At 68.2% G+C, this 12,640-nt stretch carries 13 protein-coding genes; 9 read left to right on the top strand and 4 right to left on the bottom strand.

The window, feature by feature from the left end; all coding sequences use genetic code 11:
- Positions 1-117: 117 nt before the first annotated feature.
- Positions 118-1,158, bottom strand: a complete 1,041-nt coding sequence (locus AC3B5T_RS24000; RefSeq protein ID WP_197282778.1) for an ABC transporter substrate-binding protein — start codon at positions 1,156-1,158, stop codon at positions 118-120.
- A gap of 291 nt (positions 1,159-1,449) precedes the next feature.
- Between AC3B5T_RS24000 and ctaD the strand changes: the two genes are divergently transcribed.
- The 4 genes from ctaD to AC3B5T_RS23980 are packed head-to-tail and all read left to right on the top strand — an operon-like array spanning position 1,450 to position 5,702.
- Entirely contained in the window at positions 1,450-3,234 is a 1,785-nt protein-coding gene (gene ctaD, locus AC3B5T_RS23995) for an aa3-type cytochrome oxidase subunit I (RefSeq protein ID WP_055475917.1), read from the top strand.
- 3 nt (positions 3,235-3,237) lie between these two features.
- Positions 3,238-4,479, top strand: a complete 1,242-nt coding sequence (gene serB / locus AC3B5T_RS23990) for a phosphoserine phosphatase SerB (RefSeq protein WP_055475918.1) — start codon at positions 3,238-3,240, stop codon at positions 4,477-4,479.
- A gap of 15 nt (positions 4,480-4,494) precedes the next feature.
- Positions 4,495-5,256: a peptidyl-tRNA hydrolase gene (locus tag AC3B5T_RS23985; protein ID WP_055475944.1), complete on the top strand. Its 762-nt coding sequence runs from the start codon at positions 4,495-4,497 to the stop codon at positions 5,254-5,256.
- Entirely contained in the window at positions 5,253-5,702 is a 450-nt protein-coding gene (locus AC3B5T_RS23980; protein ID WP_055475919.1) for a cupin domain-containing protein, read from the top strand. The genes AC3B5T_RS23985 and AC3B5T_RS23980 overlap by 4 nt, the downstream gene beginning before the upstream one ends.
- 4 nt (positions 5,703-5,706) lie before the next feature.
- On the opposite strand, the gene AC3B5T_RS23975 is transcribed toward AC3B5T_RS23980, so the two are convergent.
- Positions 5,707-6,711: an LLM class flavin-dependent oxidoreductase gene (locus tag AC3B5T_RS23975; RefSeq protein WP_035717013.1), complete on the bottom strand. Its 1,005-nt coding sequence runs from the start codon at positions 6,709-6,711 to the stop codon at positions 5,707-5,709.
- Positions 6,712-6,833: 122 nt separating this feature from the next.
- Here AC3B5T_RS23975 and AC3B5T_RS23970 point away from each other — a divergent pair, with 122 nt between their 5' ends.
- Both AC3B5T_RS23970 and AC3B5T_RS23965 read left to right on the top strand, forming a co-directional pair.
- A complete protein-coding gene (locus AC3B5T_RS23970; RefSeq protein WP_055475945.1) occupies positions 6,834-7,670 on the top strand; it encodes an ABC transporter ATP-binding protein in 837 nt (278 codons plus the stop codon).
- A complete protein-coding gene (locus AC3B5T_RS23965) occupies positions 7,670-8,494 on the top strand; it encodes an NUDIX hydrolase (RefSeq protein WP_055475920.1) in 825 nt (274 codons plus the stop codon). Before AC3B5T_RS23970 ends, AC3B5T_RS23965 begins: the two co-directional genes overlap by 1 nt.
- Before the next feature lie 11 nt (positions 8,495-8,505).
- Here AC3B5T_RS23965 and AC3B5T_RS23960 read toward each other — a convergent pair whose 3' ends face one another.
- The gene (locus tag AC3B5T_RS23960; protein ID WP_055475921.1) at positions 8,506-9,105 is read right to left on the bottom strand and encodes a maleylpyruvate isomerase family mycothiol-dependent enzyme; all 600 of its coding nucleotides are present in this window, start codon (positions 9,103-9,105) and stop codon (positions 8,506-8,508) included.
- Between the two features lie 108 nt (positions 9,106-9,213).
- Between AC3B5T_RS23960 and AC3B5T_RS23955 the strand changes: the two genes are divergently transcribed.
- Positions 9,214-9,618: a MarR family winged helix-turn-helix transcriptional regulator gene (locus AC3B5T_RS23955; RefSeq protein WP_035717031.1), complete on the top strand. Its 405-nt coding sequence runs from the start codon at positions 9,214-9,216 to the stop codon at positions 9,616-9,618.
- On the opposite strand, the gene ligD is transcribed toward AC3B5T_RS23955, so the two are convergent.
- A complete protein-coding gene (gene ligD, locus AC3B5T_RS23950; RefSeq protein ID WP_010841364.1) occupies positions 9,599-10,579 on the bottom strand; it encodes a non-homologous end-joining DNA ligase in 981 nt (326 codons plus the stop codon). The two genes, AC3B5T_RS23955 and ligD, sit on opposite strands and share 20 nt — an antisense overlap.
- Before the next feature lie 101 nt (positions 10,580-10,680).
- On the opposite strand from ligD, the gene AC3B5T_RS23945 reads away from it, so the two are divergent.
- A complete protein-coding gene (locus AC3B5T_RS23945) occupies positions 10,681-11,469 on the top strand; it encodes an enoyl-CoA hydratase/isomerase family protein (RefSeq protein ID WP_055475922.1) in 789 nt (262 codons plus the stop codon).
- Positions 11,470-11,532: 63 nt separating this feature from the next.
- Entirely contained in the window at positions 11,533-12,507 is a 975-nt protein-coding gene (locus AC3B5T_RS23940; protein ID WP_055475923.1) for a class I SAM-dependent methyltransferase, read from the top strand.
- Positions 12,508-12,640: the final 133 nt, after the last annotated feature.

Below are 12,640 nucleotides of genomic sequence, written 5' to 3'. Positions count from 1 at the left end.
CTCCCTCGGCCCGGCGAGGGTTTGGACGCCGGTGATCTGAAGTGACCGCGACAACCCCAGCAGATGTAGCGAGTCGTAGCGCGTGCCGCAACGAACTGCGACACCTGCGGAATCGGGTCAGGAGTTCCCGTCGAGTGATCCCTTGACGTCGTTGAGGACCAGCCAGGCGGCGGCGAGCCCCGAGGACTCGTACCAGAGCGCGTCGTCGACCGCGAGGACGCGCTTCCACACGGGTGCCCCGAGACTGAGCCATTCGTCGCTCAACAGGACGTCTTCGCCGTGGGCGAGACCCTTCTCGCCCTCGAAGCTGACATAGATGAGGTCGGCGTCGGCGTCGCGGAAGTTCTCGTCGGTGACGGGGAACGAGTCCGGCACGCGCTGCGGGGCGGGGCGTTGGACGCCGATGTCGCCGAGGACCTGCCCGGCGAAGGTGTCCATCCCGGCGATCGTCTCGGAGTCCTCCCCGAATCGCACCAGCGACACCTGCGTGTGGGCGGCATCCATCCGTCGGCCGGTCTTGGTGGCCTCGGTCGTGTACTCGGCGAGCCGGGCCCGACCTGCCTCGCTGCGGTTCACGGCGTCGGCGACCGCCTGGAACTTCTCTTTCCAGGTGCCGCCGGCCGGGATGGTGACGGAACGGACGCCGGTGAACGGTCGCGCCGTGTCCGCGGTGTCGGCGGTGGTGAGCACGAGGCCGGCGTCGGCGTCGGCGACCGCTGCGGCGTCGGGGGCCGATCCGATGGTCGGGACCGCGGTCAGCTGCGGACCCAGATATGCCGGGACGGAGCCGGGGTCGGCCGCCACCGCGACGACCTCGGGGCCGAGCCCGAGTGCGCAGAGTGCGTCGAGAACGGCGGGGTCGGTGACGACGATGCGTTCGACATCGGCCTGACCGGCATCCGGCGCGGTGGGCGCGAGGCAGGTCGTTGCGTAGTCGCGGTCGGCCGAGACGATGTTCACCTCGGCGACTCGGGTGGTCACGGTGGAGATGGGGGAGCCGTCCGGGGTCGTCAGCGGCTGTTCGCCCGAACAGGCGGCCAGTGCGACCATCGTCAACCCGATCGTCGTCGCCAGGCCCGCGCGCCGGACGAGGGAGAGGCGGGTGCCGGCGTCGACACTTCTGTCAGCCTCGTTCGCGACCGTGACCCTGCGTTGCACCCGCCCAACCTAGCACCGGCCTCACAGTGCCCGGCGTAGGCTCGGGAGCGCACACCGCGGCACCGGACACCGGCGCCCGGGAGGCTGCTCCGAGAGCCCCGCGCGTCGTCGAAGAAACCGCCGATGAGCACTGCCGATCCGGCGGCTCCGACATCGAATACGACAGATCGTAGGACCCGCTCGGCTCGGGCACCGGTGAGGGTTTAGGATCAGTAACCAGCGCTCGGTTTGTTCATGTGCCGACCCACGTCCGAAGGGGTTCGGAGTGGGTTTCGGGCAAGAGGAGGATCTGTGACCGCGGTAGACCAACCCACCACGCAAGTGGCTCCAGTGCGTCCGTTCCCGGAGCGCTATCAGCCCAAGGGTTCGTTCATCTACAAGCTGCTGACGACGACCGATCACAAGTTGATCGGCATGATGTACATCTCTGCCTGCTTCGCGTTCTTCCTCATCGGCGGCCTCATGGCCCTGCTGATGCGCGGCGAGCTCGCGATGCCGGGCATGCAGTTCTTGTCCACTGAGCAGTTCAACCAGCTCTTCACGATGCACGGCACCGTGATGCTGCTGATGTATGCGACCCCGATCGTGATCGGCTTCGCCAACTTCGTGCTGCCGCTGCAGATCGGCTCGCCCGACGTCGCCTTCCCGCGACTCAACGCACTCGGCTTCTGGCTGTTCGTCTTCGGTTCGACCATCGCGATCGCCGGCTTCATCACCCCGGGTGGTGCCGCCGACTTCGGTTGGACCGCGTACACCCCGCTGACCGACGCCGTGCACAGCCCCGGCATCGGTGCGGACCTGTGGATCATGGGCCTGGGTGTTTCGGGTCTGGGCACCATCCTCGGCGCGGTCAACATGGTCACCACCGTGGTCTGCCTCCGCGCACCCGGTATGACGATGTTCCGCATGCCGATCTTCACCTGGAACATCCTGGTGACCAGCGTTCTGATCCTCCTCATCTTCCCGCTGCTCACCGCGGCGCTGATGGGTCTCGAGGTCGACCGCCAGTTCGGCGCCCACATCTACGACCCGGCCAACGGCGGCGTCATCCTGTGGCAGCACCTGTTCTGGTTCTTCGGACACCCCGAGGTGTACGTCATCGCCCTGCCGTTCTTCGGCATCGTGTCCGAGGTCTTCCCGGTCTTCTCGCGTAAGCCGATCTTCGGTTACTCGGGCCTGATCTACGCCACCCTCGCCATCGCCGCCCTGTCGGCCGCGGTGTGGGCGCATCACATGTACGTCACCGGCGCAGTGCTGCTGCCGTTCTTCTCCTTCATGACGTTCCTGATCGCGGTGCCCACGGGCGTGAAGTTCTTCAACTGGATCGGAACGATGTGGCGAGGTCACATGACGTTCGAGTCCCCGATGCTGTTCTCGGTCGGCTTCATCGTCACGTTCCTCTTCGGTGGTCTGACCGGCGTCCTGCTCGCCAGCCCGCCGCTGGACTTCCACCTGTCCGACAGCTACTTCGTGGTCGCGCACTTCCACTACGTGCTCTTCGGCACCATCGTGTTCGCCACCTACGCCGGCATCTACTTCTGGTTCCCGAAGATGACCGGACGCATGCTCGACGAGCGTCTCGGCAAGATCCACTTCTGGATGACGTTCATCGGCTTCCACATGACCTTCTTGGTGCAGCACTGGCTGGGCAACGAGGGCATGCCGCGTCGTTACGCCGACTACCTCCCGTCGGACGGCTTCACGACCCTGAACATTATCTCGACGGTGGGTGCGTTCATCCTCGGCCTGTCGACCCTGCCGTTCCTGTGGAACGTCTTCCGCAGCTACCGCTACGGCGAGGTCGTGACCGTCGACGACCCGTGGGGCTTCGGCAACTCGCTCGAGTGGGCCACCTCGTGCCCGCCGCCGCGCCACAACTTCACCGAGCTGCCCCGCATCCGGTCGGAGCGTCCGGCGTTCGAGCTGCACTACCCGCACATGATCGACCGGATGCGTGCCGAGGCGCACGTGGGCCCGGGTCACGAAGCGGGCAAGGACCGTCAGATGGAAGAGGCTCGTCGCGAGCCGTTCACCGTGGGAACGCACGAGGGGTCTCCGGATCCCGACCCGCGCTGACCGGTGAGCAAGGACTCGACAGCCAGTTCCGGTACGACCGTCCTGGTCACTGTCACCGGTCCCGACCGGCCGGGCGTCACCTCTGTTCTCATGGGTGCCCTGGCCGGTCAGGCCGTTGCACTGCTCGACGTCGAGCAGGTGGTCATCCGGGGTCAGCTCACCCTCGGTGTCCTGGTGTCCTCCACCGGCGACCCCGAAGCCCTGCAGGAAGTCGTCGAACAGGCGATGGCGTCCATCGGTTTCGACGTCCGCGTCGAGATCGGGGTGGATCCCGGTAGCAGATCGCCGTCATCGCACGCCGTCGTCATCCTCGGCAGCCCGGTGACAGCGACCGCCTTCAGTGCGGTGGCCGCGAAGCTGGCGAGCCAGGGCGGCAACATCGACTCGATCCGCGGGATCGCCGACTATCCGCTCACCGGTCTCGAATTGATGGTCAGCGTCGCCGGTCGCGGGGGCGTCGCGGCCGACGCGGCCCTTCGCAAGGGCCTCGCCGAGGTGGCGGCGAAACACGCGGTGGACATCGCGGTGGAGCGTGGCGGCCTCGCCCGGCGTGCCAAGCGGCTCATCGTCTTCGACGTCGACTCGACCCTCATCCAGGGTGAGGTGATCGAGATGCTCGCCGCGCATGCAGGTCGCGAGGCCGAGGTCGCCGCGGTGACCGAGGCGGCGATGCGTGGCGAACTCGACTTCGCGCAGTCCCTCCACGAACGTGTCAAAGCACTGGCCGGCCTCGACGCGAGTGTTCTCGACGACGTCGCCAAGTCACTCGAGTTGACCCCCGGCGCGCGCACGACGATCCGCACGCTGCACCGGCTCGGCTTCCACTGCGGTCTCGTATCGGGTGGCTTCCGCCAGGTCATCGACGGCCTCGCGCACGAACTCGAACTCGACTTCGTCCGGGCGAACACCCTGGAGATCGTCGACGGCAAGCTCACCGGCCGGGTCATCGGCGAGGTGGTCGACCGGATGGGCAAGGCACACGCCCTGCGGTCGTTCGCCGACCAGGTCGGCGTCCCGATGGAGCAGACGATCGCCGTGGGTGACGGCGCCAACGACATCGACATGCTCAGCGTCGCCGGACTCGGCATCGCGTTCAACGCCAAGCCTGCGCTGCGCGAGGTCGCCGACGCCACGCTGAATCACCCGTTCCTCGACGGGGTCCTGTTCATCCTGGGTGTGTCCCGCGACGAGATCGAGGCGGCCGACGCCGCCGACGGTGTCTATCGCCGGGTGCCGCTGGGCTGAGTGCGTCCGCTCTCCATGGATGTCGAGGCGATCGCCGCCGATCATCGTCGGCTGGTCGGTTATGTCGGTGGCGGCGATGACCCGTCCGATCCCGCCGACGTCCTGGCGATGGCGATGGTGCTGCGGATCGAGAAGAACGATCCTCCCGACCGCACCGAACTGCTGACCGCTGCGGCGAGAGCTGTCGCGCTGCTGTGCCTCGACGAACGCTGTGCCGGCGAGGGGCCGTGGGCCTCGGCGATGGACGACTGGTGCAATGCGCGCATCCGGAAGATCGCGCGACGCGCGCGTGGAGCGCAATGGGCTGCCGCGCAAGAGGTCTGGGGTGTGACCGCGACTGAGGGCGGCGCATCGGCGCGCGCATTCGTACCCGGACGCGTGGGCGACCTCGACCGTCGTGTCGCGAAGCTGCAGATCGGCGGGACCGACGTCGAGGGGGCGCTGTCCGGCGAACCTCCCGAGCGCGGGGTCGTGCTATGGACCAGTCCGGTCCTGGAGATGACCGTCGGCAAACTGGCCGCGCAGGTCGGGCACGCGTCGATGCTCGCCGCGAAATTGCTGACGACCGAGGAGGCGATTCGATGGCGATCGGATGAGTGCCCGCTCGTGGTTCGCCAGTCCGGTTCCAAGCGATGGCGCGAGCTCCTCGCCGCAGACGCGGCCGGGACGGCGGTGGCCGTGCGCGATGCCGGCTTCACCGAGATCGCGCCCGGATCGGTGACCGTGATCGCCGAAGTCGTGCGTCACGATGGGAAGACGGACGGAGAGCACGGATGAGCGCGGCAGAACTGCCCGACTGGGTGCGTGAACTCGACCTGCAGCCCCACCCCGAAGGGGGCTGGTACCGGCAGACCTGGCGAAGCGAGGTCGAGATCCCGCGCGACGCGCTGCCGGCGGAGTACAACGGCGAACGGGCCGCCGGGACCGCGATCTACTTCGTCCTCATGCCGGGCGACGAGTCCGCGTGGCACACGGTCCGCGGCGCCGAGTTGTGGTTGCACCATCGCGGCGCCCCGGTCGAACTGGACCTCGGCGGCGGCGCCGACGCCCCCGGCGACCCGACCACCGTTCTCGTCGGGCCCGACATCGAATCCGGACAGCATCCTCAGGCGCTCGTGCCGCCGGGTGTGTGGCAACGGGCCCGGCCCGCCGGCGACGAACCGTCGCTGGTCAGCTGTATCGTGGTGCCGGGCTTCGACTTCGAGGACTTTCGGCTGGCCTGAGCGACTACCGGGCAGCTGCCAACGGTGTGTTCACCGGGGCCAGATGACCGAACGTCGCCATCCAGGACTCGCGGTCGGGTGCGAATGACGCGACGATCAGCTCGTCGGCATCGGCATGGCCGGCGAACCAGGTCAGGTACTCGCGAACCTGCTCGGGTGTGCCGACGCCCGTGTAGGTCGACATCTCGTCGATCTGGCGGCCCTGCGGCATCGACAAGATGGCATCTGCCTCGTCGTCGGTGAAGGTGCGACCGCGGCCGAAGAGCAGCGACACTCGTTGGCGTTTCGAGATCTGGAGTAGTTCCTTCGCGCGGTCGCCGTCGTCGTCCGCTATGGCCCCGACACCTGCGATCACGTAGGGCTCTGCGAGGACCTCGGAGGGCCGGAATTCGCGGCGGTACAGCGCAACAGCCTCGGTCAGGGCCTGCGGTGCGAAGTGGGACGCAAAGGCATAGGGAAGACCGAGCGCGGCGGCCAGCTGGGCGCCGAACAGCGAGGAGCCCAGGATGTACAGCGGGACGTGCGTTCCGGCGCCGGGGGTGGCGCGGACGCCCTCGATGCGGGACTCGTCGCCGAGAAACGCCTGCAGCTCCAGGACGTCGTGCGGGAAACGCTCGGCGGAGGCGTGCGTCCGTCGGAGGGCGGTGAAGGTCTGCTGATCGCTGCCCGGGGCGCGTCCGAGACCGAGGTCGATACGTCCGGGATGAAGCTCGGCCAGTGTGCCGAACTGTTCGGCGATGGTGAGTGGGGCGTGGTTGGGAAGCATGACCCCACCGGCTCCGAGGCGGATGGTCGAGGTGTGCGCCGCCACGTGAGCGATCAGCACGGCCGGCGCCGACGACGCGATCGTCGGCATGTTGTGGTGCTCGGCGTACCAGATCCGACGGTAGCCCCACTCTTCCGCGCGCTGCGCGAGTTCGACACTGGCGGAAAGGCTTTGCTGAGCCGTCTCGTCGGGACCGATCTGCGCGAGGTCGAGGATCGACAAGGGGAGGTTCGAAGACGTCACGAATGAGGTCAACCGTGAGCACGCCCGTTCCTATTCCCGTGCGGTTGTGGGGTTTCCCGATCACCTCGACGGCGCCGAGAGTCGACACGTCCGGACGCGGGGTCGTGGTGCAGGATGGGGGAGTGACCGATTCCGATCCCGACCTCCTGATCGATTTTCGCGATGTCGCCGTCGTCCGTGGCGGCAAGACCCTCGTCGGCCCGCTGTCCTGGCAGGTGGAACTGGACGAACGATGGGTGATCATCGGACCCAACGGCGCAGGCAAGACAACGCTGATCCGGCTGGCCGGTGCGGAGATCCATCCGACCTCGGGAACCGCCTTCGTGCTCAACGAGAAGCTCGGCCGGGTGGAGATCCGCGAACTGTCGACCCGGATCGGTGTCTCCAGCCCGTCGCTGGTCGACCGGGTGCCGCCGGAGGAGATCGTCAGCGACGTCGTGATCTCGGCGGGCTACGCGGTCCTCGGCCGCTGGCGGGAGAGTTATGACGCGATGGACCGCGCGCAGGCCGTCGAGTCGCTGGAATCGATGGGTGCCGAGCACCTCGCCGACCGCCGCTTCGGCACGCTGTCCGAAGGTGAGCGCAAGCGCGTCGTGATCTCGCGCGCGCTGATGACCGATCCCGAACTCCTGCTGCTCGACGAACCCGCCGCGGGCCTCGACCTCGGCGGACGCGAAGAGCTTGTCGACCGTCTTGCGCGTCTGGCCGCCGATCCCGACGCCCCGGCCATCGTGTTGATAACCCACCATGTGGAGGAGATCCCCGAGGGTTTCACCCACGCACTCATCCTGTCCGAGGGTGGCGTCGTGGCACAGGGTCTGCTCGAAGAGGTGCTCACCAGTGAGAATCTCACCGCCGCCTTTCGGCAGCAGATCGTTCTGGACAAGGTCGACGGTCGGTACTTCGCGCGGCGACGGCGCCGCGCGGGCGGCCATCGGCGAGCAGCAGGAGGTAATTGATGACGTCGACGGAACCGGGTCCGGGAGTCGTGTCCGCGCCGTTGCGGGACGCCGCGACGGTCGTGCTCGTCCGCGACGCCGCCGAGGGCATCGAGGTGTTCCTCCAACGCCGCGTCAAGCAGATGGCCTTCGCGGGCGGCATGACGGTGTTCCCGGGCGGCGGGGTGGACAAGCGCGACGCCGACGCCGACCTGGCGTGGACCGGTCCCGACGCGGCCTGGTGGGCCACGCAGTTCGCCAGTGACGCCGAGACCGCGCAGGCGCTGGTGTGCGCTGCGGTCCGCGAGACCTTCGAGGAGTGCGGCGTCCTGCTCGCGACGGACGCCGACGGCGCGTTCGCCGACCCTGCCGGCCTGGCCGACGATCGGCGACGCCTCGTCGAGAAGTCGTTGTCGTTCGCGCAGTTCCTCACCTCGCGCGGGCTCACGCTGCGTGCCGATCTTCTGCGGCCGCTCGCCCACTGGATCACCCCGGTCAACGAGAAGCGACGCTACGACACCCGGTTCTTCCTGGCGGCGATGCCCGACGGTCAGCATGCCGACGCCGAGACCACCGAAGCCGAGGTCGCGAGGTGGGTGAATGCCCGGGTCGCGATCGACTCATGGGCGGCGGGCGCGCATTTCCTCATGCCGCCGACGTGGTCGCAGCTCAACTATGTCTCCGGGTTCTCGAGCATCGACGAACTGCTCGACGCCGAGCGCGTCATCGAACCGGTCCTGCCCGACGTCACGCCCGGCGCGGGACTCGCCGGCCTCGGTTTCCCCAACTCCGACGAGTACTTCCGAACGCTCGGCGATCAGAAGCCGCCGGACATCACGCTCTGACGCAGACGCTCTCAGAGGGAGGGCGCCAGCACCCCGGCGGCGCTGGACCGCCCGCCGAACAGCATCACGATGTCGCGAATCGGTGCCTCGACGACTTCACCTTCGCCGACCGCGAACCCGCTGTCGGTGGCCACGAACCGTCGTCCGGCGTTGCGTCGCCGCGCATGGAACGGAAATCCGGTCGACCACAGGTAGGCGGCACACGCCGTCGCGGCGTCGTGCGGCATCGTCCGGTCGATGGCGAGGGGCACCGTGATGTCCTGCCCGTGCAGCAGTGAGTCGAGGAGCGGAGCCATCGGGGTCGTCCCGATCGGATGACGGCGGGACCCGACCATGGCGCGCAACGTGGCGGCCGCCTCGTCGGCCGAGGTGTGGTCGCGCAACGCGAGTTCGCGGATCATCGTGTCGAACCGGAACCCGTACCGGCATGCGGCGAGCATCGCGCGTATCGGTGAGGTGTGTGAGTGGGTGAGGTGGACCGCGACGTCGCGCACCGTCCACGCGTCGCAGAGCGACGGGGTGGCGAGTTGTTCGGAAGTGAGGGTCTCGATCAGCGCGGCGAGTTCGAGCCGTTGCTCGTCGATGTGTTGCCAGATGAGGTCGGTGTCCATGATCGCTCCCACTACGGATCGATAGTCAGGTTCCCTGACTGATATTAGTCAGGTCTTCGTACTAACGTCAATGGGGTGTCCGACGACCAGCCGCAGATCGCCGTCCTGATGTTCATCGCCCACCGTGCGACCGAGCGTCGGGTGTTGGCACGGATCGCCGAAGAAGGGGCCGGCGACATCACCCCGGCGCAGTCCCGGGTCCTGCAACGGCTGGCGCCCGAGCCGATGCGGCTGACCGACCTCGCCGAGCAGGCGGGTGTCACCAAACAGACCGCGGGCGGCATCGTCGACCAGCTGGAAGCCGCGGGCTACCTGACCCGGGTGCCCGACCCGACCGACCGTCGCGCGCGGCTGGTGACCCTGAGCGAACGGGGTGTGCGGCTGTGTGAGGTCGCTGCCCGCGAGGTCGAGGTGCAGGAGCAGGAGTGGCGCGAGCATCTCGGTGCCGAACAGTTCGCCGCCCTCGAGGAGGCGATGCGGTCGTTGCGCGAGGTCACCGATCCATATCGATGACCTCGGCGCCCTCGTCGTCACCGATGTCGTCACGGTCGGCCCAGTCGATGAGCGTGTCGAGGCGGTGGGCGACATCGTCGATCTCGCCGTGGAGGTCCCCGAGTTCGGCGAAGCGGGCCGGCACGGTGGCGATCGTGAAGTCGTCGGGTTCGATGTCGTCGATCTCGGCCCAGGTGATCGGTGTCGACACGGTGGCCCGTTCGTTACCGCGCACGGAATAGGCCGAGGCCATCGTGTGGTCGCGGGTGTTCTGGTTGTAGTCGACGAAGACCGCGGCGGGGTCACGGTCCTTGCGCCACCACGTCGTCGTCACGTCGTCGGGCGCCCGGCGCTCGACCTCCCGCGCGAACGCCAGCGCGGCGCGTCGGACCTGGGGGAAGCCCCATTCCGGTGCGATGCGGACATAGATGTGCAGGCCTCGACCACCCGAGGTCTTCGGGAACCCGCGCATGCCCAGCTCGTCGAGCACCTCTTCGACGACGTGCGCCACGCGGCGAACCCGCGGAAACGTGCACTCGGGCATCGGGTCGAGGTCGATTCGCCATTCATCGGGGGTCTCGGGATCGGCGCGACGCGAGTTCCAGGGGTGGAACTCCACGGTCGACATCTGCACCGCCCAGATCACCGACGCCAATTCGGTGACGCACAGTTCGTCGGCGGTGCGGCCGAACCGCGGGAAGTAGATCTCGGTGGTCTCCAGCCAGTCCGGTGCGCCGGCCGGGACGCGTTTCTGGTGCACCTTGTTGCCGCTGACGCCCTTGGGAAACCGGTGCAGCATGCACGGGCGGTCGCGCAGGGCGCGCACGATCCCGTCGCCCACTGACAGGTAGTACTCGGCGAGGTCGCGCTTGGTCTCGCCGCGCTCGGGAAAGTAGACGCGGTCCGGGCTCGACAGCCGGACGGTGCGTCCGCCGACCTCGAGTTCGATGGGATCACCTGCGGAAGCCGACGTTTTCGCCATGTCCGTCACTGTATGACTCCGGCGTCCGCGGCGGCGGACTCTGCGGGCCGCGTCTCCGGGCTGGGGCATCGACGGGACTTACCAACCGGTAGCCTTCGACCATGCCTGAGTTCGTGACCCTCGAGTGCTCCGACGCTCATCCGGGCGTCGGCACCATCCTGCTGCAGCGGCCACCGATGAACGCGTTGAGCCGGCAGGTGCAGGCCGAACTGGCCGCCGCGGCCCAGGAGGCGTCCGTGCGCACGGACATCAAGGCGGTCGTCGTCTACGGCGGCCCGAAGATCCTCGCGGCCGGCGCCGACGTCACCGAGATGCGAGACATCGGCTACGCCGAGATGAGCCGGGTGGCGGGTCGTCTGCAACGCGATCTCGGCGCGATCGCCGCGATCCCCAAGCCGACCGTCGCCGCCATCACCGGATACGCGCTCGGCGGCGGGCTCGAAGTCGCGCTGGGTGCCGACCGTCGGATCGCCGGCGACAACGCGAAGCTCGGCCTGCCCGAGGTGCTGCTCGGGCTGATCCCCGGCGGCGGCGGAACCCAGCGGCTGGCTCGCCTCATCGGCCCGTCGAAGGCCAAGGACCTGATGTTCACCGGGCGATTCGTCGACGCCGAGGAGGCGCTGGCCATCGGACTCGTCGACGAGGTCGTCCCGCCCGACGAGGTCTACAACGCCGCGCTCGCCTGGGCCGGGCAGTTCACCGGCGCCGCCTCGGTGGCGCTCGCGGCGATCAAGAAGGCCGTCGACCAGGGGTTGGACGTCGACCTCGACACCGGACTCAAGATCGAGGAGCAGCTGTTCGCCCCGCTGTTCGCGACCGAGGACCGCGCCATCGGCATGGCGTCGTTCGCCGAGAACGGCCCGGGGAAGGCGGAATTCGTCGGCCGTTGAGCCGGCGGAGTCACCGCGATCCCCGACTTCATCACCGACACCACCACGCAACAGGAAGCGATCATGACCACCGATGCCACGCCGGGCACTGATCCGGCTCCCAACCCGCACGCCACCGAGGAGCAGGTCAAGGCGGCACTCACCGACACGAAGCTCGCCCAGGTGCTCTACCACGACTGGGAGGCCGAGACCTACGACGAGAAGTGGTCGATCAGCTTCGACGAACGGTGCATCGACTACGCGCGTGGCCGTTTCGACGCCGTCGCCACCGACGAGCCCCTCCCGTACGGCCGCGCGATGGAACTCGGTTGCGGCACCGGCTTCTTCCTCCTGAACCTGATGCAGTCGGGGGTCGCGGCCAAGGGATCGGTGACCGACCTCTCGCCCGGCATGGTCAAGGTCGCGCTGCGCAACGCGGAGAACCTGGGGCTCGACGTCGACGGTCGCGTCGCCGACGCGGAGAAGATCCCCTACGACGACGACACTTTCGATCTCGTCGTCGGACACGCTGTGCTGCACCACATCCCGGACGTCGAGCAGGCACTTCGTGAGGTGTTGCGGGTGCTCAAGCCCGGCGGTCGCTTCATCTTCGCGGGTGAGCCGTCGACGATCGGCGACTTCTATGCACGCTGGATGAGCCGCGCCACCTGGTTCGCCACGACGAAAATCACCAAGCTGGGCCCGCTGCAAGGATGGCGGCGCCCGCAGGAGGAACTCGACGAGTCCTCCCGCGCGGCCGAACTCGAGGCCGTGGTCGACATCCACACCTTCGATCCCGACGAGCTCGCCGGCATCGCCCGCGCCGCCGGTGCGCACAAGGTGGACACCGCCACCGAGGAACTGGCCGCCGCGATGCTCGGCTGGCCGGTGCGCACCTTCGAAGCCGCGGTGCCGCCGGAGAAGCTGGGGTGGGGCTGGGCTCGGTTCGCCTTCGGCGGATGGAAACGCCTCACCTGGCTCGACGAGAACGTGCTGCGCAAGATCGTGCCGCCAAAGTTCTTCTACAACGTCGTGGTGACGGGTGTGAAGCCGCAGTAGGCGGAACCCCGTCAGGTCCGCCCGGCCCTGGCGAGCGGCCCGGCGATCAGTGGTCGCGCGTCGCCGTACTGCCACTCGGTCACCCAGGCGCCCTCGTCGATGAGTGTGTCGGACGTCGCCCAGATGGTGTGTG

Source organism: Gordonia sp. G4 (assembly GCF_057770005.1).
The sequence above is the reverse complement of the archived record's forward strand: the minus strand, read 5'-3'. Positions and strand labels throughout refer to the sequence as shown.

Bases quoted from the DNA above. Each gene is read 5' to 3' on its own strand.
- AC3B5T_RS23985 (WP_055475944.1), top strand. From the start codon at position 4,495: ATGGATGTCGAGGCGATCGCCGCCGATCATCGTCGGCTGGTCGGTTAT.
- AC3B5T_RS23980 (WP_055475919.1), top strand. From the start codon at position 5,253: ATGAGCGCGGCAGAACTGCCCGACTGGGTGCGTGAACTCGACCTGCAG.
- AC3B5T_RS23965 (WP_055475920.1), top strand. From the start codon at position 7,670: ATGACGTCGACGGAACCGGGTCCGGGAGTCGTGTCCGCGCCGTTGCGG.
- AC3B5T_RS23960 (WP_055475921.1), bottom strand. From the start codon at position 9,105: ATGGACACCGACCTCATCTGGCAACACATCGACGAGCAACGGCTCGAA.
- AC3B5T_RS23955 (WP_035717031.1), top strand. From the start codon at position 9,214: ATGTTCATCGCCCACCGTGCGACCGAGCGTCGGGTGTTGGCACGGATC.
- ligD (WP_010841364.1), bottom strand. From the start codon at position 10,579: ATGGCGAAAACGTCGGCTTCCGCAGGTGATCCCATCGAACTCGAGGTC.
- AC3B5T_RS23945 (WP_055475922.1), top strand. From the start codon at position 10,681: ATGCCTGAGTTCGTGACCCTCGAGTGCTCCGACGCTCATCCGGGCGTC.
- AC3B5T_RS23940 (WP_055475923.1), top strand. From the start codon at position 11,533: ATGACCACCGATGCCACGCCGGGCACTGATCCGGCTCCCAACCCGCAC.